The organism is Geobacillus sp. CAMR5420 (assembly GCF_000691465.1).
Lineage (GTDB): Bacteria > Bacillota > Bacilli > Bacillales > Anoxybacillaceae > Geobacillus > Geobacillus thermoleovorans.
Map to the genome: position 1 here is coordinate 1 of NZ_JHUS01000037.1, position 21,664 is coordinate 21,664.

The 21,664-nt window shown below is 52.8% G+C and carries 26 protein-coding genes and 3 tRNA genes; 24 read left to right on the forward strand and 5 right to left on the reverse strand.

Going from position 1 to position 21,664, the window contains the following annotated elements; genetic code table 11:
• Positions 1-6 precede the first annotated feature (6 nt).
• On the reverse strand, positions 7-207 hold the full coding sequence (locus DI44_RS19180; RefSeq protein WP_198527193.1) for a hypothetical protein: 201 nt from the start codon (positions 205-207) through the stop codon (positions 7-9).
• 3 nt (positions 208-210) lie between these two features.
• Entirely contained in the window at positions 211-366 is a 156-nt protein-coding gene (locus DI44_RS19445; RefSeq protein WP_233130410.1) for a hypothetical protein, read from the reverse strand.
• Between the two features lie 231 nt (positions 367-597).
• Between DI44_RS19445 and DI44_RS08440 the strand changes: the two genes are divergently transcribed.
• The 19 genes from DI44_RS08440 to DI44_RS08350 all read left to right on the forward strand — a co-directional run bounded on the left by DI44_RS08440 (position 598) and on the right by DI44_RS08350 (position 14,446).
• A tRNA-Pro gene (locus DI44_RS08440) sits at positions 598-671 on the forward strand.
• A gap of 10 nt (positions 672-681) precedes the next feature.
• Positions 682-754: transfer RNA gene (locus DI44_RS08435), tRNA-Ala, on the forward strand.
• A 9-nt stretch (positions 755-763) separates the two neighbouring features.
• Positions 764-853, forward strand: a tRNA-Ser gene (locus tag DI44_RS08430).
• Positions 854-1,090: 237 nt separating this feature from the next.
• Complete coding sequence (locus DI44_RS08425) at positions 1,091-1,360, forward strand: AbrB/MazE/SpoVT family DNA-binding domain-containing protein (RefSeq protein WP_011231142.1); 270 nt, start codon at positions 1,091-1,093, stop codon at positions 1,358-1,360.
• Positions 1,360-1,689: a type II toxin-antitoxin system PemK/MazF family toxin gene (locus DI44_RS08420; protein WP_011231143.1), complete on the forward strand. Its 330-nt coding sequence runs from the start codon at positions 1,360-1,362 to the stop codon at positions 1,687-1,689. The genes DI44_RS08425 and DI44_RS08420 overlap by 1 nt, the downstream gene beginning before the upstream one ends.
• Before the next feature lie 452 nt (positions 1,690-2,141).
• The gene (locus tag DI44_RS08415) at positions 2,142-2,975 is read left to right on the forward strand and encodes a pirin family protein (protein WP_033025344.1); all 834 of its coding nucleotides are present in this window, start codon (positions 2,142-2,144) and stop codon (positions 2,973-2,975) included.
• 95 nt (positions 2,976-3,070) lie between these two features.
• A complete protein-coding gene (nfsA, locus tag DI44_RS08410; protein WP_011231147.1) occupies positions 3,071-3,820 on the forward strand; it encodes an oxygen-insensitive NADPH nitroreductase in 750 nt (249 codons plus the stop codon).
• A 189-nt stretch (positions 3,821-4,009) separates the two neighbouring features.
• Positions 4,010-4,753, forward strand: a complete 744-nt coding sequence (locus DI44_RS08405; protein WP_033025345.1) for an NAD-dependent protein deacylase — start codon at positions 4,010-4,012, stop codon at positions 4,751-4,753.
• 180 nt (positions 4,754-4,933) lie between these two features.
• Positions 4,934-6,112, forward strand: a complete 1,179-nt coding sequence (locus tag DI44_RS08400; protein ID WP_013145374.1) for an acyl-CoA dehydrogenase family protein — start codon at positions 4,934-4,936, stop codon at positions 6,110-6,112.
• A gap of 36 nt (positions 6,113-6,148) precedes the next feature.
• A complete protein-coding gene (gene fabG / locus DI44_RS08395; RefSeq protein WP_033025346.1) occupies positions 6,149-6,913 on the forward strand; it encodes a 3-oxoacyl-ACP reductase FabG in 765 nt (254 codons plus the stop codon).
• A gap of 18 nt (positions 6,914-6,931) precedes the next feature.
• A complete protein-coding gene (locus DI44_RS08390; protein ID WP_033025347.1) occupies positions 6,932-7,381 on the forward strand; it encodes a MaoC family dehydratase N-terminal domain-containing protein in 450 nt (149 codons plus the stop codon).
• A complete protein-coding gene (locus tag DI44_RS08385) occupies positions 7,378-7,782 on the forward strand; it encodes a MaoC family dehydratase (protein WP_021321366.1) in 405 nt (134 codons plus the stop codon). Before DI44_RS08390 ends, DI44_RS08385 begins: the two co-directional genes overlap by 4 nt.
• Before the next feature lie 80 nt (positions 7,783-7,862).
• Complete coding sequence (locus DI44_RS08380; RefSeq protein ID WP_033025348.1) at positions 7,863-9,032, forward strand: thiolase family protein; 1,170 nt, start codon at positions 7,863-7,865, stop codon at positions 9,030-9,032.
• Positions 9,033-9,052: 20 nt separating this feature from the next.
• Complete coding sequence (locus DI44_RS08375; RefSeq protein WP_033025349.1) at positions 9,053-9,679, forward strand: TetR/AcrR family transcriptional regulator; 627 nt, start codon at positions 9,053-9,055, stop codon at positions 9,677-9,679.
• 59 nt (positions 9,680-9,738) lie between these two features.
• Positions 9,739-10,602, forward strand: coding sequence for a branched-chain amino acid ABC transporter permease (locus tag DI44_RS08370; RefSeq protein ID WP_020279658.1), 864 nt, complete (start codon positions 9,739-9,741; stop codon positions 10,600-10,602).
• Positions 10,602-11,639, forward strand: a complete 1,038-nt coding sequence (locus tag DI44_RS08365; RefSeq protein ID WP_011231156.1) for a branched-chain amino acid ABC transporter permease — start codon at positions 10,602-10,604, stop codon at positions 11,637-11,639. Before DI44_RS08370 ends, DI44_RS08365 begins: the two co-directional genes overlap by 1 nt.
• Positions 11,640-11,641: 2 nt before the next feature.
• Positions 11,642-12,406, forward strand: coding sequence for an ABC transporter ATP-binding protein (locus DI44_RS08360; RefSeq protein ID WP_033025350.1), 765 nt, complete (start codon positions 11,642-11,644; stop codon positions 12,404-12,406).
• Positions 12,399-13,106, forward strand: coding sequence for an ABC transporter ATP-binding protein (locus DI44_RS08355; protein WP_033025351.1), 708 nt, complete (start codon positions 12,399-12,401; stop codon positions 13,104-13,106). Before DI44_RS08360 ends, DI44_RS08355 begins: the two co-directional genes overlap by 8 nt.
• A gap of 125 nt (positions 13,107-13,231) precedes the next feature.
• Positions 13,232-14,446, forward strand: coding sequence for an ABC transporter substrate-binding protein (locus DI44_RS08350; RefSeq protein ID WP_033025352.1), 1,215 nt, complete (start codon positions 13,232-13,234; stop codon positions 14,444-14,446).
• Positions 14,447-14,595: 149 nt separating this feature from the next.
• On the opposite strand, the gene DI44_RS08345 is transcribed toward DI44_RS08350, so the two are convergent.
• Positions 14,596-15,039: an OsmC family protein gene (locus DI44_RS08345; protein WP_011231160.1), complete on the reverse strand. Its 444-nt coding sequence runs from the start codon at positions 15,037-15,039 to the stop codon at positions 14,596-14,598.
• A gap of 302 nt (positions 15,040-15,341) precedes the next feature.
• Here DI44_RS08345 and DI44_RS08340 point away from each other — a divergent pair, with 302 nt between their 5' ends.
• Together DI44_RS08340 and DI44_RS08335 are read left to right on the forward strand one after the other, a co-directional pair.
• A complete protein-coding gene (locus DI44_RS08340) occupies positions 15,342-16,343 on the forward strand; it encodes a multidrug resistance efflux transporter family protein (protein ID WP_033025353.1) in 1,002 nt (333 codons plus the stop codon).
• Positions 16,340-16,597 (forward strand): hypothetical protein, encoded by a 258-nt coding sequence (locus tag DI44_RS08335; protein WP_013145362.1) that lies wholly within the window; start codon positions 16,340-16,342, stop codon positions 16,595-16,597. The genes DI44_RS08340 and DI44_RS08335 overlap by 4 nt, the downstream gene beginning before the upstream one ends.
• A 10-nt stretch (positions 16,598-16,607) precedes the next feature.
• Here the strand turns inward: DI44_RS08335 and DI44_RS08330 are convergent, their stop codons facing one another.
• Entirely contained in the window at positions 16,608-17,114 is a 507-nt protein-coding gene (locus tag DI44_RS08330; RefSeq protein WP_013145361.1) for a QueT transporter family protein, read from the reverse strand.
• 74 nt (positions 17,115-17,188) lie between these two features.
• Between DI44_RS08330 and chrA the strand changes: the two genes are divergently transcribed.
• Complete coding sequence (chrA, locus tag DI44_RS08325; protein ID WP_025039059.1) at positions 17,189-18,397, forward strand: chromate efflux transporter; 1,209 nt, start codon at positions 17,189-17,191, stop codon at positions 18,395-18,397.
• 5 nt (positions 18,398-18,402) lie between these two features.
• Here chrA and DI44_RS19190 read toward each other — a convergent pair whose 3' ends face one another.
• Positions 18,403-18,720, reverse strand: a complete 318-nt coding sequence (locus tag DI44_RS19190) for a hypothetical protein (RefSeq protein ID WP_164832294.1) — start codon at positions 18,718-18,720, stop codon at positions 18,403-18,405.
• Positions 18,721-18,855: 135 nt separating this feature from the next.
• On the opposite strand from DI44_RS19190, the gene DI44_RS08315 reads away from it, so the two are divergent.
• Both DI44_RS08315 and DI44_RS08310 read left to right on the forward strand, forming a co-directional pair.
• A complete protein-coding gene (locus tag DI44_RS08315) occupies positions 18,856-19,290 on the forward strand; it encodes a DMT family transporter (protein ID WP_033025354.1) in 435 nt (144 codons plus the stop codon).
• Between the two features lie 87 nt (positions 19,291-19,377).
• Complete coding sequence (locus DI44_RS08310) at positions 19,378-21,495, forward strand: YhgE/Pip domain-containing protein (protein ID WP_033025355.1); 2,118 nt, start codon at positions 19,378-19,380, stop codon at positions 21,493-21,495.
• Positions 21,496-21,664 lie beyond the last annotated feature (169 nt).

Here is a 21,664-nt window from a genome sequence, read left to right on the forward strand (position 1 = left end):
TCTCGCCTAATTAAGATAAATCGGTGGCAGATAAAGCGCCCACTGCATATCGATGATCTTCGTTGCACAATCGAATCGGCCCGTCAGCGTGTACGTAATCGCTTCGGGCAAGTGGGCGAAATACGATACCAAAATGGTAAAGGTGAAGATAAACAGGCCGGTGATCACTTTATGGACATACAAATGGCCAAGGCCCGGGGCGAGCACCGACTAGACCAGCGCCAGCCAAGGCTCGCGCTTGTCCAAATAATTAATATCCCATATTCCCATTCGGATGGAAGAGATCGGCGCATCTTCGCGGTCGGCGAGCAAATACAGCTTGTTCATGTCGACTGAGCCGCGGTAGCTGTCCCAAATGCTGTACATGTAGATGGCCACATAAAACATGAGCCATCGTTCGTCAAGAACGGCTTTTGCCTTTTCAAAATCGCCAAGCAGCGAGTATAATATACCTGTATTGATATGGGCTTTTGTGTTGATAATTCAGAAAAAAGATAAATTTTCATCCGTTATGGCGAAAAAAAGATAAAAAAACTATTGACTTTCCTTTGAGGTTCATATAGAATGTGAATTGTCGCAAGGTAAACCAGCCTATGTCGGGAAGTAGCTCAGCTTGGTAGAGCACACGGTTCGGGTCCGTGAGGTCGCAGGTTCAAATCCTGTCTTCCCGATCATTAATTTGGGGCCTTAGCTCAGCTGGGAGAGCGCCTGCCCCGCACGCAGGAGGTCATCGGTTCGAATCCGATAGGCTCCATTTTCATACGGAGGAATACCCAAGTCTGGCTGAAGGGGGCGGTTTCGAAAACCGCTAGGGGTGTCACAGCCCGCGGGGGTTCGAATCCCTCTTCCTCCATTTCTAATATCCGATCCTGTCAAATTGTAAATCATGAAACCCTTGATACGACTGCGTTGGCAGTCGTTTTTCATTTTTTGGGAATCCTTTTGACTTTTCTTCAAATCCTTTAACATGTTCAGCGTCTTATCATCAATCGTAATCGTTCGTTTCGAATCGAAAACACCGTCTCGATGGCATCTTTTTTTGAATTTATGTATATACTATGTATATACGAAATGAAAGGAGAGAGGTATAATGGAATTAAACAAACAGAAAGGAGTGTCAATCATGACAATAACCGTTCAAAAATGGGGAAACAGCCTTGCGGTTCGCATCCCAAGCGTGATTGCTGAACGTTTAGCGCTTCATCAAGGATCAGAAGTGGAGATGATCGTTGAGAACCAAGCGATCAAGTTGATCCCGAAAAAGAAAAAGCCGACATTGGAGGAACTTTTGGCTAAAATCACGCCGGAAAATCGCCATGCTGAAATTGATTTTGGAACAGAAGGGAATGAATTGTTCTGATGCAAGCGCCGGATCGCGGGGATCTTGTTTACGTCAATTTCAATCCACAAGCAGGGCATGAGCAGGCAGGAAAAAGGCCCGGCATCGTTCTATCACCAAAGCGGTTCAATCAATTGACAGGGTTTGCGGTGCTTTGCCCGATCACCCGGCAACAAAAAGGATATCCATTTGAAGTGGAATTGCCATCAGGCTTGGCCGTTGAAGGCGTGATTTTAACCGATCAGGTCAAAAGTTTAGATTGGCGCGCCCGACAGCTTCAAATAGTAGGACGGGCGCCCAATGAAGTTGTTTCGGATTGCTTGGATCTGATTCATACTTTTCTTTCGTGAAAGGCCATTTATATTGGCCTTTTGTTCACTTTTAGCATACTTTTTGCGTACATTTTTGCCCTTCACGCTCCTTGAGGCGGGAGACTTCCTTCGGATATTTTGTGAAAAAGGCAGAATCGAGCAACGAAAAGAAGGCGGATTGTCCCGCCTTTTTGCATGGATTGACACACTGGAGATTATTTTGCACAAATTTTGCACGTGATGAACGAGCATGTCCATTCATCCTTGTATCAATAGTTTTATGGTGGGATTGGAATCCCTCTTCCAACGTCCACCTGCCGAGTGCCGGCAGGTTTTTTGTTTTTTGCGAGCGGTATGGCCGCCATTTTTCAGGCAGATGACTTGCCTGTTTTTCGTTGAATCCGGTACGATGAAGGAGGAAACGGTTTGCCGATTGAGCTGCACTCCTTTCGGCAACGGCCGGGATTGCGCAACATAAGGGAGGAGAGGTTATGGCGATTCAACGCCGCATTCGTCGCGTGAAAACCGTGCAAATGACGACCAACAGCCCCATTCATCAGAGCGGTTCGGTGCTTGAGCCCGGGAACTGGCAAGAGTATGATCCGTTTTTGTTGCTGATGGAAGACATTTTTGAGCGAGGAACGTTTGACGTCCATCCGCACCGCGGCATTGAGACGGTCACGTATGTGATCAGCGGCGAGCTTGAACATTTCGACAGCAAAGCCGGCCACAGCACGCTCGGGCCTGGAGATGTGCAATGGATGACGGCCGGCCGCGGCGTCGTCCATAAGGAAGACCCGGCGTCCGGTTCAACCGTGCACAGCCTTCAGCTATGGGTCAACTTGCCGAGCGCGTACAAAATGACCGAGCCGCGCTACCAAAACTTGCGCTCCAAAGACATGCCCGTGCGCAAGGAAGAGGGAGCGACGATCCGGGTCTTTTCCGGGTCATCGAAAGGCGTCAAAGCGCCGACGAAAAACATCGTTCCCGTCACGATGGTGGAAATGATTGTCGAACCGGGAACAACGGTCGTGCAAGATTTGCCGGGGCATTACAATGGGTTTTTGTACATTCTTGAGGGGAGTGGCGTGTTCGGTGCCGACAACATCGAAGGAAAAGCCGGGCAAGCGCTGTTTTTCAGCCGCCACAACCGCGGCGAGGAAACGGAGCTAAACGTGACCGCCCGCGAAAAACTCCGCCTTCTTCTTTATGCCGGCGAGCCGGTGAACGAACCGGTCGTCGCCTACGGGCCGTTCGTCATGAACACGCCGGAACAAATCCGCGAGGCGATTCGCGATTACCAGGAAGGGCGGTTTGGGCGATAATGGAAGGGAAAGAGCCGATTCGTTGTATGGCTCTTTCTTTTTTGTTATCATGTTCACAAAAAGAAGCCGTTGGGCTGTTCAAGGAGGACATAGTCATGAACCAAGTCATCGAAACGATTCTCCAGCACCGTTCGATCCGCCGGTTTGAAAACAGGCCGCTCACGGATGAACAAATCCGCACGATCGTCGAATGCGCCCAGGCGGCATCGACTTCAAGCTATGTTCAAGCGTACTCGATCATCGGGGTGAAAGATCCGGAGAAAAAACGGAAGCTCGCCGAGCTGGCGGGAAATCAATCCTATGTCGAGCATAACGGCCATTTCTTTGTCTTTTGCGCTGATTTTCACCGCCATGAGCTCATTGGCGAGCTAGAAGGAAAAGACGTGCTTCCATCGCTTGAGAGTACGGAAAAGTTTATGGTTGCGCTGATTGACACGGCGCTTGCGGCGCAAAACGCCGCCATTGCCGCGGAGTCGATGGGGCTTGGCATCTGCTACATTGGCGGGCTGCGCAACAACCTGCCGGAAGTATGCCAACTGCTTAACATACCGAAACGGGTCATTCCGCTGTTCGGGCTTGCCGTCGGCTATCCTGCGCAAACGCCGGATCCAAAGCCGCGGCTGCCGTTTGAACACGTTTATCATGAGGACGAATACAACCAAGACCGCGCCCGATTCCTCGAACAATTGCAACGCTACAACGAAACGGTTTCGGCGTATTATGAGCAGCGGACAAACGGCCGCCGCCGCGACACATGGACCGGGCAGATGGCCGATACGCTCAGCCGCCAAGTCCGGATGTACATGAAGGAGTTTGTGGAAGGGAAAGGGTTCAATTTACGGTAGCCTCTCTTCGTTCGGAAGAGGGGTTTTTCTTGCAGGCGATTCCATTTGTGAGAAAACTATGCCAGCCCGTTGGACATTGGTTTTAGTGATTGATTTTGTCTGGAGTTTCAGCTATACGTTATGGCCTCGAAAAGAACCGAAGGCGAGACTGGCAAAACCAAGAGGTTCGTAGGAAAGGAGAGAACGAGGATGGACCAAATCCGGCAACTGGCGCAATGGATCAAAGAGGCGAATACGATCGCCGTCCTGACCGGGGCGGGGATGAGCACGGAATCCGGCATTCCTGATTTTCGCAGCGAAAACGGCCTTTACGCCCAAGAGGACAATGTCGAATATTATTTGTCAGAGTATTATTACAAAAAAGATCCGGTTGATTTTTGGCGTCGATTCAAGCGGATGTTTTCATTAAAAATGATGGGCGGCTTTGCCCCGAATGACGGGCATCGGTTTCTCCGCTGGCTTGAGGAGATGGGCAAGACGGTGACGATTTTGACGCAAAATATTGACGGGCTGCATACGAAAGCAGGAAGCACGAATGTCATTGAGCTGCACGGCACGCTGCAGACGGCGACATGCCCGTCATGCGGCAACAAGTATGATCTGTCGTTTATCAACCGTCACGAGGTGCCGCGCTGTGAAAAGTGCCAGACGATTGTCAAACCGGATGTCGTCTTGTTTGGCGGGCTTGTTCCTCGTATCGAAGAAGCGTTCGCTAGAGCGGCGGAGAGCGACTTGCTTCTGGCCATGGGAACAAGTTTGGAAGTGGCGCCCGTGAATCAAATCCCGTTTTATGTCGCCGCCGAATCGCCGGCAACAAGGAAAGTATTGATCAACAAAACAGCGACAAGAATGGACGGGATGTTTGACCTTGTCATTTATGGCGGAATCGGGGAAACGGTCGCTAGCGTGCGCAAGCAAATACAGGCGGAATAGATCGATAGATTCCATGCCAACGGGAGAACACATATGGCGTTTTCCCGTTGGACAAAAAATCAAAAAAGGTATTGTACTTTTCAGAACATTCTAATATAATAAAGATAACATACCAACCGGTTGGTATTTTGATGAGTGGAGCCGAGCATAAAGGCGTAACAGAAAACGGAGGGGACCATCATGTATTTGCGCTTAACGGACGAGCAGCGCATGGTGCAAAAAGCGATCCGCAAGTTTGTCGAAAAAGAATTGATGCCGCTCGAGAATGAAGTATTGCGCAATGAGCGGGAAGGAAAGCCCGGGCTTGCGCCGGAGAAATTGAAAGAATTGCAATTAAAAGCGAAAGAAGCGGGTTTTTGGGGGATCAACACGCCGGAGGAATACGGCGGCGCGAATTTGGGCCATGTCATGCAGGCGATTGTGTTGATGGAAGTGTCGAAAACGCTTGTTCCGTTCCAGTTTGGCGGATCGGCGGACAACATTTTGTATTACGCGAATGAAGAGCAAAAGAAAAAATATTTGATCCCGACGATCAACGGCGAGAAAAAATCGTGCTTTGCCATGACCGAGCCGGGAGCAGGATCAGATACGCGCAACATTAAAATGACGGCGGTGAAAGACGGCGACGAGTGGGTGTTAAACGGGGAGAAGACATTCATTACCGGCGGCAATGAAGCCGATTTCGTCATGGTGATCGCCATCACCGACAAAGAGCGTCACCAAGCTTCGAACGGGCGTGAAGGGGTGACGTGTTTTATCGTCGACCGCGAGATGGGCTGGCGTTCGGAACCGATACATACGATGGGACCTTCCACTCCAGCCAGCTTAATTTTCGAAAACGTGCGCGTGCCGGAAGAAAACATTTTAGGCGAGCTGCATCACGGCTATAAGCTTGGGCTTGAGTGGATCGGCTACGCCCGCTGGGTCGTCGGCGCCCGTGCGGTCGGAGCGGCCGAGCGGCTTTTGCAAATGGCCATTGACTATGCGAAGGAGCGTGTCACATTCGGCAAACCGATCGCCGAGCGGCAGGCGATCCAATGGATGATTGCCGATTCGGCGGTAGAAATCGAAGCGGCGAAATGGCTTGTGTTAAACGCGGCCTTTACGCTTGACCAAGGGGAGGACAACCGCCATTTAGCCTCGATGGCGAAGCTGTTTGGCGCGAACATGGGCAACCGCGTCGTCGACCGCGTCATGCAAATCCACGGCGGCATGGGCTACACGAAAGAAATGCCGATCGAGCGCTGGTATCGTGAAGCGAGATTGTGGCGCATTTACGACGGCACGGATGAAATTCAGCGCCTCATTATCGCCCGCAATTTGATCAAAGGGCACGTCAAGCTTGGACAGTTCATCTAAAAAAATGAAAGCGTTATCGAAAGGGAGGAGAACACGATGAGCCAACGGTTTGCAGGAAGAGTGGCGTTTGTGACCGGAGGAAGCCGCGGCATTGGCAAGGCGATTGTCACCCGCTTCGCGGAAGAAGGAGCGAAAGTGGCGTTCATTGATTTAAACGCAGAAGCCCTTGAAGCGACGGCTGCGGAGCTGCGGGAAAAAGGGTATGACGTTTACGCCAAGGTGGCGAGCGTCACCGACCGCGAACAAGTAGAAGCGACGATCCAAGAAGTGGTCGATCGGTTCGGTTCGCTCGATATTCTCGTCAACAACGCCGGCGTCATCCGCGACAATTTGCTGTTTAAAATGACCGATGACGACTGGCAAACGGTGATGGACGTCCATTTAAAAGGCGCGTTTTACTGCGCCCGCGCCGCGCAAAAATATATGGTCGAAAAAGGGTACGGGCGCATCATCAACATTTCGTCGACATCCGCGCTCGGCAACCGCGGCCAAGCGAACTATTCGGCAGCGAAAGCCGGCATTCAAGGGTTTACGAAAACATTGGCGATTGAGCTTGGCAAGTTCGGCATTACGACAAACGCTGTCGCGCCGGGATTTATTGAGACGGATATGACGAAAGCGACTGCCGAACGGCTCGGCATCTCGTTTGAGCAACTCATTCAGGCCAGCGTCGCCAACATCCCGGTCGGACGCAGCGGCCGCCCGGAAGATATCGCCAATGCGGTCGCATTTTTCGCCGATGAGCGGTCGTCGTTTGTCAACGGCCAAGTGCTGTATGTCGCCGGCGGTCCGAAATGCTGAAAACGAGGAGGACGGGGCATGTACCAACATGACATCGGGAAACGGTCAGCGAAAGTGAAAAATGTCGTTGAGCGCGGAGCGGTGAAAAAGTTTGCGGAGGCGATCGGCGATCCAAACCCGATTTATTGGGACGAAGAGACGGGGAAGCGGTCGCGCTACGGGCGCAACATCGCCCCGCCGACGTTTCCGCGCGTGTTTGACTACGGCGTCATTGAAGGATTGAAATTGCCGGCCAAAGGGCTCATTCACGGCGAGCAGCGCTTCCATTATGAGCGTCCGCTGTTTGTCGGTGAAGAACTGTACTGCTATGCGGAAGTGAAAGATTATTACGAAAAACAAAGCAGCATGGGCCTGCTCGGCTTTTTAGTGATCGCCAACAACGGCGAGGATGCTGACGGAAATCTCATTTTCACTTCCACCTCGACGATCATGATCAACGAGGCGGTTAGAAAGGCGATGAGCGTATGACGAGCATCCGCAAATGGCAAGTCGGAGAGTCGCTTCCCGAAGTAACGCTCGCACCGGTGTCCCGGCTCGATTTAATCAAATACGCCGGCGCATCAGGCGACTACAACCCGATTCATACGATCGATGAAGAGGCGAAAAAAGCCGGCCTGCCGGGCATTATCGCCCACGGCATGTGGACGATGGGCAATCTCGCGAAGCTGTTTACGCCGTACTACGAAGAAGGGTTTGTCCAAGACTATTTCGTCCGCTTCCAGTCGATGGTGTTTTTAAACGATGTCATCACCTTAAAAGCAACGGTGAAGGAAAAAGACGAGAAAGCGATCCGTTTTGCCGTCGCTGCCGTCAACCAGCAAGGAAAAGAAGTCATTAAGGGCGAAGCCGTGTTTTCTCTGTATGAGTGAAGCAAGGCAGCGAGCCCGGTAACATCGAGAACGCCCAGTTGCCGGGTTTCGTACTACAAAGGGGATGAGGAGGAGTCAGGATGAGACGAGATGCCGTCATTGTGTCGGCCGTACGAACGGCCATCGCCCGCCAAGGGGGCGCTTTGGCGACGATGCCGGCGCATATTTACGGCGCGGAAGTGATCAAAGAAGCGATGCGGCGGGCGAATATTGGTCCGGAGCATGTCGATGATGTCATTATGGGCAACGTCCTAAGCGGCGGCGGCAATATCGCTCGGCTGACCGCGCTGCAAACCGGATTGTCGCTCGAGCTGACGGGAGTGACGGTGGACCGGCAGTGCGGTTCGGGCATTAACGCCGTCAATTTAGCGGCGCAGGCCATTTGGGCCGGCGACGGGGACGTCTATATCGCCGGCGGTGTGGAAAGCATGAGCCGCGCACCGTATTTGATGGACCGCCCGGAAAAACCGTACAGCTCAACGCCGCCAAGCTTCCGCAAATCGCAGCTATCGCCGAAAGAAATCGGCGATCCGCCGATGGGGATTACGGCGGAAAACTTAGCGAAAAAATACGGCATCAGCCGTGAAGAACAAGACGCATTCGCCTTGCGCAGCCAGCAGCGCATGGCGCGCGCCATGCAGGAAGGGCGATTTGACGAGCAAATCGTGCCCATTGCCGTGCCAGTGAAAAAAGGGGAGCCGTTCATCTTCGATACGGACGAACATCCGCGGCCGAACACGACGATGGAAGCGCTCGCAAAACTGCCGCCGGCGTTTTTGGAAGGCGGAACGGTGACGGCGGGGAATAGTTCAGGGCTCAATGACGCCGCTGCCGCGCTCGTCATCATGTCGCGGGAAAAAGCAGAGGAGCTTGGCTTAAAGCCGCTTGCCGTCATCCGCGCCCATGCGGTCGCCGGAGTGGATCCGAACATCATGGGCATCGGCCCGGTGCCGGCGACAAGAAAAGTGCTTGAAAAGGCGGGGCTGACGCTTGATGAGATGGACATCATTGAAATCAATGAAGCGTTTGCCGCGCAAGTGATCGCCTGCGACCGTGAGCTTGAGATGGATCCCGAAAAAGTGAACGTAAACGGCGGCGCCATCGCCCATGGCCATCCGCTCGGCGCAACGGGGGCGATTTTGATTACGAAAGCGGTGTATGAACTGAAGCGCCGCGGAGGGAAATACGCGCTCATTACCGCGTGCATCGGCGGCGGTCAAGGCATTGCGACCATCATTGAGAGAGAATGACGCATTGGAGACCGTGGAGGATGAAAGAAAAATTAAGGGAAGTCGCCATAGAGTTGTTCGAACGCAAAGGATTCAAAGAAACGTCGGTGCAGGAAATCGTCGAAGCGATCGGGGCAACGAAGGGGGCCTTTTACTACTATTACAAAAGCAAAGAGGAGTTGCTATGTGATATTTGCGTTTCCTATCTAGATGATTTGCTTCGGCAGCAAGCCTGCATTGTCCAAGATCCCGAGAAAAGCTGCACGGAGAAATTGCGGGCCATCGTCCATATGGTCATCTGCAATATCCGCACACGGAAGAAAAGCGCCCGCATTTTCTTCCGTGAAATGCGGCATTTGGCGGATGACCATTTGACGGAAATCCGCGCCAAGCGGCGGTTGTTTCGCAAGCGGTATGAACAGCTGGTTCGAGAAGGGATCGCCCGCGGGGAATTCAAGCCGTCGCTTCATGCAGAAATGATTACGTTTGGCCTGCTTGGCATCACCAACTGGAGCTATTATTGGTTCCGGCCTGACGGAGGCATCTCTGAAGAAGAACTGACGGACATTTTCGTTGATTTCATTTTGCACGGCATAAAGGCGCCAAGAGCTGGAGAAAGCGGTCGAAATGAGGCGGAGCCAGGCAATTCGGGCGGCCAGACCGAATGAAAGATCGGCCGCGCTGCTTTGATGGTCTGGCCAAACGGCAAACAAAAAGGGGGATCAGGATGGAGCTATTCATCCAGCAGCTGTTAAACGGGCTGACAGTTGGAAGCGTTTACAGCCTTGTCGCGTTAGGTTTGACGCTTGTTTATGGCATTTTGCACATTCCAAACTTTGCCCACGGCGCGTTATATATGATGGGCGGTTATGTCACGCTCACTGCGATGACGAAAGCCGGGCTGCCGTACGGGTTGGCCGTTGTCGTGTCGATGGCCGCGGTCGGGATGCTCGGTGTATTGATGGAACGGCTTGTGTTTTATCCGCTTCGCGACGCACCGCCGCTCCATGACAAAATTGCGGCGATTGGCATTTTGTTGTTTTTGGAGGCATTCGCCCAGTTCGTCTGGGGGGCGGACTACCAGACGATGCCAACCCCATACGGCGACGTTGTCAGCATTTTCGGCTTGACCTTGACGGTTCAACGCATCCTCATCATCGCATCCGCTGTCATCATCATGATCTTGCTTTACCTCTTCTTGAAAAAGACGTTCATCGGGGCTTCCATCATCGCGATGGCGCAAAACCGCGAAGGGGCGAATTTGGTCGGCATTAACACGAATAAAGTCGCCATGCTGACGTTTTTCCTTTCCGGCAGTTTGGCAGCGCTCGCCGCGTCGCTCGCTTCGCCGATCAACCTCGTGTTTCCCGGCATGGGCCATCTTGTCATCTTGAAAGCGTTTGTCATCATCATTCTCGGCGGCATGGGAAGCATTCCAGGCGCCATTGTCGGCGGCTATATTTTGGGATTCAGCGAAAGCTTGGGAGCAACGTATGTGTCGAACGACTACAAAGACATTATCGCTTTTGCCATCCTCGTCATCATTTTAACGGTCAAACCGAACGGACTGTTTGCCAAGGAGGGACATTGATGGCTGTATTCGCCAACCGGCGCTTATGGATCGCCGTTCTTGCGGCGCTGGCGCTTGCCTTTCCGTTGCTTGTCACCAACAGCTATTACTTGCACATGATGACGATCTCTTTCATTTGGATGATCGCTGTTTACGGGCTGAATTTATTTGCTGGCTATACTGGTTATTTGTCGCTTGCCCACGCCGGGTTTTTTGCGATTGGCGCGTATGCGCTTGGCATTTTGACGGTGAAAGCCGGCGTGCCGTTTTGGTTGGCTTTCGTGCTTGCTTGTTTGTTCACCACGTTGCTTGGGGCCGTCATCGGGCTTGTTGCGCTGCGGACGAAAGAGCACTTTTTCGCCATTTATACGCTTTGTGTGGGCTATATTATCTATTTGATCATTGACAAATGGGACAGTTTAACCGGCGGAGTGCGCGGGTTTATCGGCATCCCGGCGCCGGCTGACATCGGTCCGCTCTCGTTTCAAACGCCCGTCGCCCAATATTATTTGGTGTTATGCTTCTTGGTTGCGGTCATCTTCACCATGTACCGCCTTGTCTATTCGTTGACCGGACGGACGTACATCGCCATTCGCAACAGTGAGGAGCTCGCGTTGACGCTTGGCATCTCGACGATGAAAAACAAACTCGCCTCGTTTGTTCTCTCGGTCTTTTTTACATCGCTTGCCGGAGCGCTGTACGCATCGTTCATCCGCTTTCTTGGCCCGGACATTGCGTACGTCAGCGTCATGTTCGACTTTTTAACGTATTTGCTTGTCGGTGGGATTGGCACGCTCGCCGGTCCGGTCGTCGGGACGTTGCTGATTACGTTTCTGTCCCAACAATTGCAGTTTTTGCAAGATTACCGGATGTTGATTTTCGGTCCGGTGCTGACGTTGCTCATCATCTTTTACCCACACGGCATTGCCGGGGGGGTCATCCGTTTGAAAGCAAAGCGTGAAGAAGCGCGCCGTCTCGATCCAGAAGCGAACCGAGTTGCTGCGGAACTGGCCGTCTCGAGCCAAGGACGAGGCGAGCGGCACGCAGAGGAGGGATAACGATGCTTTTGCACGTTGAACGGTTGACGAAGCGGTTTGGCGGGCTTCTGGCGGTCAACGATGTCACCTTTTCCGTCGAGCAAGGGAAGATCAACGCAATCATTGGCCCGAACGGCGCCGGCAAGTCGACGTTTTTCAATCTCATCAGCGGCTTGCATCGGCCGACGTCGGGGACGATTACGTTCAAAGGGCGCGATATTACCCGCCTGCCAGCGAACGAACGGGCGAAGCTCGGCATCGCCCGCACGTTTCAAACGACTCACTTGTTTGAACAGGCGACGGTGATGGATAACGTTATCATCGGCCATCGCCTCCGCACGTCATCCAACTTATTTGATGCCATTTTGCGCACGAAACGGCACCGCCGCGAGGAACAGGCATGCAAAGAAAAGGCGATGGAAGTGCTCGACTTTGTCGGTCTAACCCATGTGGCGGATCGGATGGTGGCCAACTTGTCGCAGGAGCAGAAAAAGCGGGCGGCGTTCGCGCTTGCCTTGGCGACCGATCCGGAGCTCGTGCTGCTTGATGAACCGGCAGCCGGCATCAACCCGGATGAAACGGAAGGGCTTGAGGAGTTGATCGTCAACATGGTGCAAAGGGGCCTGACTGTTTGCCTGATTGAGCACAAAATGTCGATGATCATGAAAATTGCCGACCGCATTATGGTGTTGAACTATGGAGAGAAAATTGCAGAAGGAACGCCCGAGGAAGTGCGAAACAACGAGGCGGTCATTCAAGCGTATTTAGGAGGGAGCGCCATTGCTTGAAGTTGCGAACGTATCCGTCCGCTACGGGAGTTTTACGGCCATTCGCGATGTGACGTTTTCCGTCAAGCGAGGGGAGATCGCCGTTTTGCTTGGCGCCAACGGGGCCGGGAAAAGCACATTGTTTCGCACGATCAGCGGGCTGCACAAACCAGTGCAAGGGGAAATCCGCCTCGATGGCGAGCGCATTGATTCGCTGCCTCCTGACCGCATCGTCGGGCGCGGCGTCGTGCAATGCGCGGAAGGGCGCAAACTGTTTCCGCGCATGAGTGTATACGAAAATTTGCTGATGGGCGCTTACGTCCATCGGAAGGACAAAGAAGGCATCCGCCGCTCGATTGAACATGTATACGAACTGTTTCCGATTTTGCGCGACAAGCAAAACGCGCCAGCCGGGTCGTTAAGCGGCGGCCAGCAGCAAATGCTCGCCATCGGACGCGCCTTAATGTCACGTCCTGCGGTGCTCTTGCTTGATGAACCGTCGGTTGGACTCGCTCCGCTCATTGTCGAGCAGATGTTTGCGACGATTAAGCAAATCAATGAGGGAGGAACAACGATTTTGTTGGCGGAACAAAACGCTCATGCGGCGCTGTCGATCGCCCATCGAGGCTATGTGTTTGAAAATGGAACGATCGTTGCCTCAGGGACGGCGGACGAGCTGCTCGCCAACGACGATGTCCGCAAGGCGTACATTGGCGGATAACAGACTCCATCTTCTTCAGCAACGAAAGCAAGGAGAAGAGATGGCACTGAAAGGGGGTGAATAACGGGTGTGTCAAATATTATCTAAATATTCACAATAATAAATCATCAATAGGGGGGAGTAGAATGAAAAAAAGAAAATGGTCCATCGCCGCTATGATCGCGGCCATCATGATGTTTATGCTTGCGGCGTGCAACAATTCGCCAAGCAGCAATAACGCCAACGGCGGAAACAATAGCGGAGGAGGCAGCGGTGAAACGGGCACGGTCAACATCGGCTACAGCGGCCCGCTGAGCGGCCCGGCCGCCTATTATGGCCAACGGACGTTAAACGGCTTGAAAATGGCGGCCGAGGAAATCAACAACAGCGGCGGCTTTGAGGTGAAAGGAAAAAAATACAAAATCAACCTCGTACCGTTGGATGACAAATATTTGCCAAACGAAACGGCAGCGAACGCCAAACGCCTTGTGCAAGAGCATCATACGCCGATCATTTTCACTCCGCACAGCGGTGGGGTCATGGCGTTGCAAGTGTTCAACCAAACGGACAATTTCCTTATCGCGGCCTATACGAGTGAGCCGAAAATCACGCAGGCGGGAAACAAGCTGACAATCCGCATCCCGCCGCGCTATGACGGCTACATCCCGACGTTTACCGATTATGTGATGAAGCGGTTTGGCAAAAAGCTGGCTGCCTTGCCGACGGCGACGCAATACGGGAAAGACTGGACAGAAAAACTGTTGCCGTATTGGGAAAAACAAGGCGGAAAAGTCGTCTACAAATCATCGATTGACTTTACGAAAGACACCGACTTCTTTACGATCGTGACGAATGCATTGAAAGAAAAACCGGATGTGTTGTTTATCGGGGGCGCTTCGGAACCGACGGCAAAAGTGGCGAAACAAGCGCGCGAACTTGGTTTTAAAGGCGGCTTTATCATTATGGACCAAGCGAAACTCGATGAGATGAAACGGGTGACGGGCTCTTATGACATGCTTGAAGGTTCGATCGGCGTCATGCCGCTTGTCGAGTCGGATCAACCCGCGGTTCCAGAGTTTGTGAAAAACTATCGGGCAAAGTTCAATGAAGATCCGGGATCGGAAGCCGCTTACAACTATTTGGCGCTTTACGCTTTCGTCGAGGCGATGAAAGCCGCAGGCACCGTCGATGACCCGCAAGCGATCCGCGAACATATGAACGACGGCTTGAAAAACATTCCAGACGAAAAGAAAGTGTATAACGTCCCAAGCATCGGCGACGATGGCGGATTTGAATCGGAAATCGTCGTGGCTGCGGTGGAAAATGGAAAAATTGTGCCGATTGAGTTAATTGACAAATAATCCGTCCGCCATGCAAGGCCGGCGAATGAAGAAGCCCTTTCATCAGCACGTTTGTCATGCATAGCGTCTCGAAGGAAACAACACCCTCGAAAGGCTGTCGGAAAAAGTCATCGCTCAACTTTTTCCAGACAGCCTTTTCCATTTTCGCATTATGACGTTTTTTGATTCGCTATAGACACTGTGGGGACGCCCCTTAGGGTGTCTTTTACCGGGCAGACACGTTCAACGTGTTCAATCAAAGCTTGGACGTTTTTTGGATCGGAAGGAGAGTCGATATCAATATGGTAACGAATTTCTAAGAATCCAGGCCGAACGTCCGCTTTCTCCATAAAGCCATCGGGATCTAAATCTCCTTCTACGTGTACTTGAACTCCTTTCAGTTCGACCCCGTGATGGCTGGCAAACAGAGAAATCAGTACATTGATGCAACCGCCTAGTGCGGCTAGGACCAACTCTACGGGATTCGGCCCCTGATCGGTGCCTCCCAAGGCTGGGGGTTCGTCAATGATGACTTGTTTGCCGTTAATGTCAGCCACCGAGCGTACTCCTTCGCCAGACCATTTGACATCAGAGGAAAAGGTAAGCTTAGGCATGAAAAAAACCTCCTGATAAATAGGAATAATAGATAAATTAAGAATAATACATAAATCCCTATTTGACAAGTAAGAATTTAAAGAAAACGGAGGTGACGGACAGAAGAATGGATGCGGTAATGATAGGATTGCCGCCTGGAAGCACTGTTTCGGGTTGATCAATTTTTATTGTGTACTTCTTATCATAAAAAACTATGTTCTAAATAATCAAATAAAACAAATAGAAAAATTTTCAATAATGCGATAAAATAAAACTGCTCTGCCACATGATGAATCTAATCACAGGAGGGGAGAGACCGACCATGCGGGAAATGGCCCTCGGCCTTGCCGCCTCGTTCTTTTTTGCCGTTACGTTCATATTGAACCGGTCTATGGAACTAGCTGGCGGGAGTTGGACGTGGAGCTCGTCACTTCGTTTTTTCTTTATGGTTCCGCTGTTGTTTGTCATTCTTCTTGCCCGCCGCAATCTCGGTCCGGTTTGGCGCGACATGAAGCGCCATCCATGGACATGGATCGTCTGGGGGACGGTCGGTTTCGGCCTGTTTTACGCACCGCTCACGTACGCCGCTGCGTACGGGCCAGGGTGGCTTGTAGCCGGCACATGGCAGTGCACGATCGTCGCCGGCGTCCTGCTTAGCCCGCTGTTTACAGAACAAATCGAAACGCAAAACGGAACTGTGTCCGTGCGCCGCCCGATTGAAAAACAGGCGCTTTTCATTTCATTTTTTATTTTGCTCGGCGTCGTGCTTATCCAGTTCCAGCAAGCAAGCCGCCTCACCTGGAAAGAAATCGCGTTGGGGGTCTTTCCTGTGCTCATCGCCGCCTTTGCTTACCCGCTGGGCAACCGAAAAATGATCGAGCATTGTGCCGGACGGCTTGACGCGTTTCAACGCGTATTCGGGATGACGATCGCCAGCTTGCCGTTTTGGTTTGTCGTGGCGCTGATTGGATGGGCGACAGCCGGGGTTCCTTCGGCTGGGCAAACGGCGCAGTCGCTCATTGTCGCTATCAGCTCGGGCGTTATCGCGACGACGCTTTTTTTCATCGCCACTGACCGGGCGAAAGGAAATGAGCGGAAGCTGGCTGCTGTTGAAGCGACGCAATCCGGAGAAGTGATTTTTGCTGTTATCGGCGAAGTGCTGTTCTTATCCGCTCCACTTCCGAACGGATGGGCGTTTGTCGGTTTGGCGGTCATTGTGGCGGGGATTTGCTGGCATAGTTTTGAGTCTGTGAGAATGGCGAAACGGCCGGTTTCGGCTGTTTCGAAGGCCCAGCCTTCGTATCGGGTGGAGGGAGAGCGGTGAAAACGAGCATCTACGCGCTGCTGGCCTGCCATGCGGCTGTGATTTATCTCTGGATTAGCGACTGGGACGTGCTTATGACGCCCGTGGGTCTTGTCGTATGGGGCGGAGGGGTTGCTGTCAGCCTCACCATCCTTCACTTTCGCCCCCGTATTCATCCCAAGCTGCGGTCTATGCTAACAACGATGACGGCGGCGTCGATGCTTGCCGCCGTCTGTTCATTGATCATCGAATGGGCGGTGCGCTCGATGCCGTAGGAACACTTGGTCAGTCGTTGCGGCCGTCAGCGGCCCGGAAGGCTTCTGGAGCGATCCGGCGGCCGACGGCATACATGATCGGCGCGCCGATGGCCATGACGACCAACTCGCTGATGGCCGTCGTCAGCCATGTGAGCCAAAACGGAAAGCCGAGCGCCAGTTTCAATTCGAAGGCGATAATGGCCATAGTCACAGTAAATGACAGCGTATTGACGGTCATGCGCGCCCAAACGTTTCGGACATACCGCATAGAGACGATCGTGATGAGCAGCGCCAACACCGACTGGCCGACGCCAAATACGAGGTCATACGCGACGATCGGCGAGAAAAACCAGTTGGCGAAAAAGACGCCAAGCACAATGCCGATGGCGTATGTTTTGCGGAACACGACCAAGTGATTCAATATTTCTGACACGCGAAACTGAATATTCGTAAAGCCAAACGGCTGAATGAGCGCCGTCACCGCGATATACACGGCGGCGATCAAGCCATTTGCCGCTATGATCCGAATGTTCATAACGTCCTCTCCTCGCATTGATGATAATATGATTGTAGCACGACAAACGAATGAACGAAAGGAAGTGAATCTCGTTGACCTTGACGGATCAACAAGCAACAAGCCGGCGGCGATCGGTTTGGGAAGTCGGAAAAACAGCGCTTCTCCTCGGTTTAACGTCATTTGGTGGTCCGGTCGCTCATCTCGGCTATTTTTACGAAGAGTACGTCAAACGAAAAAAATGGATTGACGAGAAAACGTATGCCGATTTGGTCGCTTTATGCCAATTCCTCCCTGGTCCAGCGAGCAGCCAAGTCGGCATCGGCATCGGATTTATGCGCGCCGGCGTTTGGGGGGCGTTGGCAGCTTGGCTTGGTTTTACGCTGCCGTCAGCGGTCGCCCTCAGCCTGGTTGCTGTTTGGCTGCAACACCATTCTTGGGGTGACGCCGGCTGGATGCACGGCTTGCTGTTGGTGGCCGTGGCGGTCGTGGCACAAGCCGTATGGGAGATGGCGCGCAAATTCGCCTCTAGCCGCCTCGAGGCAACGGTCGCCATCATAGCGGCGGCCGCCGTGCTTCTTGCGCCGGGCGCGTGGAGCCAAGTAGCCGTCATCGCCGCAGCGGGGGGCATTGGCGCTGTTGGATTGCGAAAAAACGTCGCACCTTCTTCGTCTGCGGCAGGCATCCCGCCTTCCATTCGTCGTTCCACCGGTTTGACGTTGCTTTCATTGTTTGCCGTGTTGCTTGTTGCGCTGCCGCTCATTCGCACTTGGATCCATTCACCGCTTTTGGCGCTGTTTGACAGCTTTTACCGCGCTGGGGCGCTCGTGTTTGGCGGCGGTCATGTGGTGTTGCCGCTCTTGGAGGCGGAAGTGGTGCCGCAAGGGTGGGTCACCGCCAATCAGTTTTTAGCCGGCTACAGCGCCGCCCAAGCCGTCCCTGGGCCGCTGTTTACGTTTGCCGCGTATATTGGAATGGCGGCGTTGGGCTGGAAGGGAGCGCTAGTGGCTACCACAGCCATTTTTCTTCCATCCTTTTTGCTCGTTCTTGGCGCGTTTCCGTTTTGGCACTGGCTTCGCCGTCATCCACGCTTCCAAGCGGCGCTTGCCGGCATTAACGCCGCTGTGGTCGGGATTTTGCTTGCGGCGCTGTATGACCCGATCTGGACGAAAGCGGTGAAGGGACCGGCCGATTTGGCGTTTTCCCTTGGGGCTTTTCTTCTTCTTGTTGTGTGGAAGTGGCCAGCATGGGCGGTCGTCCTTGTTTCGTTCGTCGGCGGATGGCTGCGCGCTTGGCTCGGCTGATCGCCCTAAGCACCATGATGGCGGCTTTTCATGATCGTCCGAAAATGGACAACGCCGTGTTTGGCTTTGCCGTTGCAATAGCCGGCAGATGCAAATAGATGCATAGATCGATCAACAGCAGCGCCAGCCAAGAGAAACGCTATGAGAAAATGGATGGTCACAATAGCAGGCGGGAGGTCAAACCAGACAACAAGGGGCCGAGTGCGATCTGCGCCGCAAGCAATCCAGCCGCCGCCGACCGTCGTGGCGAGCACGATGGCGTCGATCGTCAACCTCGTTTCCTTAATGGCCGGCGCCAGTGTATTAGTGATGAGCTTGATCAAATGGTTTTCGTTTGCATGGAAGCGATACCGAGGCGGCAGAAACAAAAGAGCGCCGGCATGGCGTAGGGCTGTGCGCTGAAAGGAAAGCTCGCCGCCTGATCCGCAGGCGTATATAGGCAAAAGGAGGGGGAGCCGATGAAGTGGGTATGGATGCTGCTCGCTCTAACGGCCGGGATGGCTGTCTCCGTACAGGCAGGAGTGAACGGCGGCCTCGGCAAGCGGATTGGTGTGTTGGAAGGGGCGTTCGTGTCGTTTTTAATCGGAACGATCGTCTTATTTTTAGTGCAATTGTTTTTCGGAAAAGGAGAATTGCTGGCCATGTTTTCCACACCGAAATGGCAGCTGACGGGCGGCATTCTCGGCGCTTTTTATGTGTTTGTCATGGTGCTGATCGTTCCGAAAGTCGGCGTCGCCAACTCTCTGGCAGCCGTGATCGCCGGCCAGCTCGTCATGAGCTCGATCATTGATCACTTCGGGTTATTCGGGGGACAGCGCATTCCGTTTGACATGACGCGCCTCGCTGCTATAGCCTGTTTGTTTTTGGCGCTTTGGCTTTTTTTCCGCAAATGAACAACAGGACTGGCCAAGTTGGTTTAGTTTTCCGTGATCCGCTCATACTAACAACAGCATGATCGACTTGAAAGGAAGCGGATCAAAGTGAAACAGGCATGGCGCATTTATATGAGCGATTTGAAACATCTCACGACCAACTGGGCCGCATCCATATTGGCTCTCGGTCTGATCGTTCTTCCATCGCTTTACGCTTGGATCAATGTAGAGGCTTCGATTGACCCTTATGCCCATACAGAGGATTTACCGGTCGGCGTCGTGAACGAAGACCGAGGGGCGGAGTTGACCGGTCACCGGTTTCACGCCGGCGATGAGATCGTCAAGACCTTAAAAAACAACCACCAGTTGGGATGGCGATTTGTCACGCGGAAAAAAGGAATGGAAGGCGTTCGGAGGGGAGACTACTTTGCGACGATCGTCATTCCGGCTGATTTCTCGGCTAAATTAGCCACTGTAGTGCAGAAACGTCCGAAAAGGGCGGTTATTTACTATTATGAAAACGACAAACGGAACGCCATCGCTCCCAAAATCACGGAGCGCGGAGCAAGTACATTGTCAGCGCGAGTCAGCGATGAGTTTGTGAGGGTGGTCAATACCGCATTGTTTTCCTTGTTCCACCAAGCGGGAGTGGCGCTCGAACAGCAGCTTCCCACCATTCGCCGCGTTGAAGCGTTCGTGTTTCGTTTGGAAAACGAATTGCCAACGATTCAACGACAATTGAAAGCCCTAGATCGCGATGTGGGAGAGGCAAGATCACTAGTTCGTACAGGCCGCGAGCTTCTGCCGGCTGCCAAAACAACGGTGCGGCGCGGTTTAGAATGGACAGGCCGCGTTGAGAAGTTGTTCATGCAAGTCAATGCTTCATCGCACTTATGGGAAAAGCCGGTGGAAATGGCGGTTCATGCGCTCTATTCCTTTGCAGAGCAGACGTCAGAGTCTCTCGATACACCGGAAAAGCAAGCGCGTTGGGCGACTATCATCCAACAAGCTGCAACAGACGCGAGCCCATTGGTTCAGCAATTGCGCCGAACGTTGAGAACATGGGAGGGGACGATTGATTCCTCTTCGCTTCAACCTGTGCAGCGCACAGTCAGCCGTATCGAGCAGACGCTAGCGTCTATTCAAGAAACAGCGGCGCTAGTGAAACAACATCCAACAGGCGTCGAAGGGAAGATCACTCACCTGCGTGAACAAATGGCCTTATTGGACGCACAGGCGCAGCAACTTGATCAAGCATATCGCCAACGGCTGCTGCCTATGCTGCGGGCAAAATGGAATCAAACAGGGGAACAGGTGCGACAAGCGAAACAAACGCTTCTTCGCATGGATCAAGCGTTACATGAGGCAGAGCAATGGTTGTCAAACACAGATCGTGATTTAGCGGCCGCGCAACAAGCGCTAAAGACCGCACAGGCTCAATATCCATTTCTCTCCCGCCAGGTCCGCGAGCTGGCCGCCTTCCTATCGAAAATCAAAAGAGAAACCAACATCGACGAACTGATTCGCTTGTTGAAACAAGATCCACAGGCGAAAGGCGCCTTTTTGGCCCATCCGGTTGACGTCAAAACGTTCCGCCTTTTCCCGCTGCCGAACTATGGTTCAGGCATGAATCCATTTTACACGGTGCTGGCCATATGGGTAGGATGTTTGTTGCTTGTTTCCATCTTGTCGACCGATCCTTCTTCGTTTTCGGAAGCGAATGAGCGGGAACGATATGCCGGACGGTTGTTGACCTTTTGGACGCTGAATGCTTTGCAGGCGATGGTCGTGACAGCTGGAGCGGCTTTCATCTTGCCGAATATTTTCGTCCGTGAGCCGGGATGGTTCATGACGTTCGGCCTTTTGTGCAGCTTTGTCTTTATGGCGGTGGTTTTTTCGCTTGTTTCCTTGTTCGGCAATGTGGGAAAAGCGATGGCGATTGTGTTGCTCGTCTTGCAAATTGCCGGAGCGGGAGGCACGTATCCGATTGAGCTGATTCCTCCGTTCTTTCAGCAATTAAACCCTTGGCTGCCGTTTACCTACGCCATTGACATCATGCGCGAGGCAGTCGGCGGGATCGTATGGGAAAATGTTGAGCATGACGTCAAGCGGCTTCTCTTGTTTGCCGTTGCCGCCCTTTTGGCTGGGCTTGTGTTGAAAGGCCCGTTAAGCCCGTGGATGCGCGTGCTGAAGGAAAAAGCTGTTCAAAGTGGTTTGTTTCATTGAAAATTGTCTGTTCTCTTTATGGAAGCATCTGTTACAATAGGGACGAGAGCGTTGCTTCATCCTATTTCGCGCAGGAGACTCCCACTTCAACGACCAAAGGGAGTAAGTGGGAGAGGAATGCGCGTTCCCCCTTTCTTTTGTGTATGATCGAATAAAGGCGTGGAGAAAA

What these genes read in the sequence shown, in the direction of transcription:
- DI44_RS08385 (WP_021321366.1), top strand. Translation starts at nt 7,378, where the DNA reads ATGACGAGCATCCGCAAATGGCAAGTCGGAGAGTCGCTTCCCGAAGTA.
- DI44_RS08365 (WP_011231156.1), top strand. Translation starts at nt 10,602, where the DNA reads ATGGCTGTATTCGCCAACCGGCGCTTATGGATCGCCGTTCTTGCGGCG.
- DI44_RS08390 (WP_033025347.1), top strand. Translation starts at nt 6,932, where the DNA reads ATGTACCAACATGACATCGGGAAACGGTCAGCGAAAGTGAAAAATGTC.
- DI44_RS08350 (WP_033025352.1), top strand. Translation starts at nt 13,232, where the DNA reads ATGAAAAAAAGAAAATGGTCCATCGCCGCTATGATCGCGGCCATCATG.
- DI44_RS08375 (WP_033025349.1), top strand. Translation starts at nt 9,053, where the DNA reads ATGAAAGAAAAATTAAGGGAAGTCGCCATAGAGTTGTTCGAACGCAAA.
- DI44_RS08405 (WP_033025345.1), top strand. Translation starts at nt 4,010, where the DNA reads ATGGACCAAATCCGGCAACTGGCGCAATGGATCAAAGAGGCGAATACG.
- DI44_RS08360 (WP_033025350.1), top strand. Translation starts at nt 11,642, where the DNA reads ATGCTTTTGCACGTTGAACGGTTGACGAAGCGGTTTGGCGGGCTTCTG.
- fabG (WP_033025346.1), top strand. Translation starts at nt 6,149, where the DNA reads ATGAGCCAACGGTTTGCAGGAAGAGTGGCGTTTGTGACCGGAGGAAGC.
- nfsA (WP_011231147.1), top strand. Translation starts at nt 3,071, where the DNA reads ATGAACCAAGTCATCGAAACGATTCTCCAGCACCGTTCGATCCGCCGG.
- DI44_RS08340 (WP_033025353.1), top strand. Translation starts at nt 15,342, where the DNA reads ATGCGGGAAATGGCCCTCGGCCTTGCCGCCTCGTTCTTTTTTGCCGTT.
- DI44_RS08400 (WP_013145374.1), top strand. Translation starts at nt 4,934, where the DNA reads ATGTATTTGCGCTTAACGGACGAGCAGCGCATGGTGCAAAAAGCGATC.
- DI44_RS08370 (WP_020279658.1), top strand. Translation starts at nt 9,739, where the DNA reads ATGGAGCTATTCATCCAGCAGCTGTTAAACGGGCTGACAGTTGGAAGC.
- DI44_RS08380 (WP_033025348.1), top strand. Translation starts at nt 7,863, where the DNA reads ATGAGACGAGATGCCGTCATTGTGTCGGCCGTACGAACGGCCATCGCC.
- DI44_RS08425 (WP_011231142.1), top strand. Translation starts at nt 1,091, where the DNA reads ATGGAATTAAACAAACAGAAAGGAGTGTCAATCATGACAATAACCGTT.
- DI44_RS19445 (WP_233130410.1), bottom strand. Translation starts at nt 366, where the DNA reads ATGTACAGCATTTGGGACAGCTACCGCGGCTCAGTCGACATGAACAAG.
- DI44_RS08345 (WP_011231160.1), bottom strand. Translation starts at nt 15,039, where the DNA reads ATGCCTAAGCTTACCTTTTCCTCTGATGTCAAATGGTCTGGCGAAGGA.
- DI44_RS08420 (WP_011231143.1), top strand. Translation starts at nt 1,360, where the DNA reads ATGCAAGCGCCGGATCGCGGGGATCTTGTTTACGTCAATTTCAATCCA.
- DI44_RS08315 (WP_033025354.1), top strand. Translation starts at nt 18,856, where the DNA reads ATGAAGTGGGTATGGATGCTGCTCGCTCTAACGGCCGGGATGGCTGTC.
- DI44_RS08415 (WP_033025344.1), top strand. Translation starts at nt 2,142, where the DNA reads ATGGCGATTCAACGCCGCATTCGTCGCGTGAAAACCGTGCAAATGACG.
- DI44_RS08330 (WP_013145361.1), bottom strand. Translation starts at nt 17,114, where the DNA reads ATGAACATTCGGATCATAGCGGCAAATGGCTTGATCGCCGCCGTGTAT.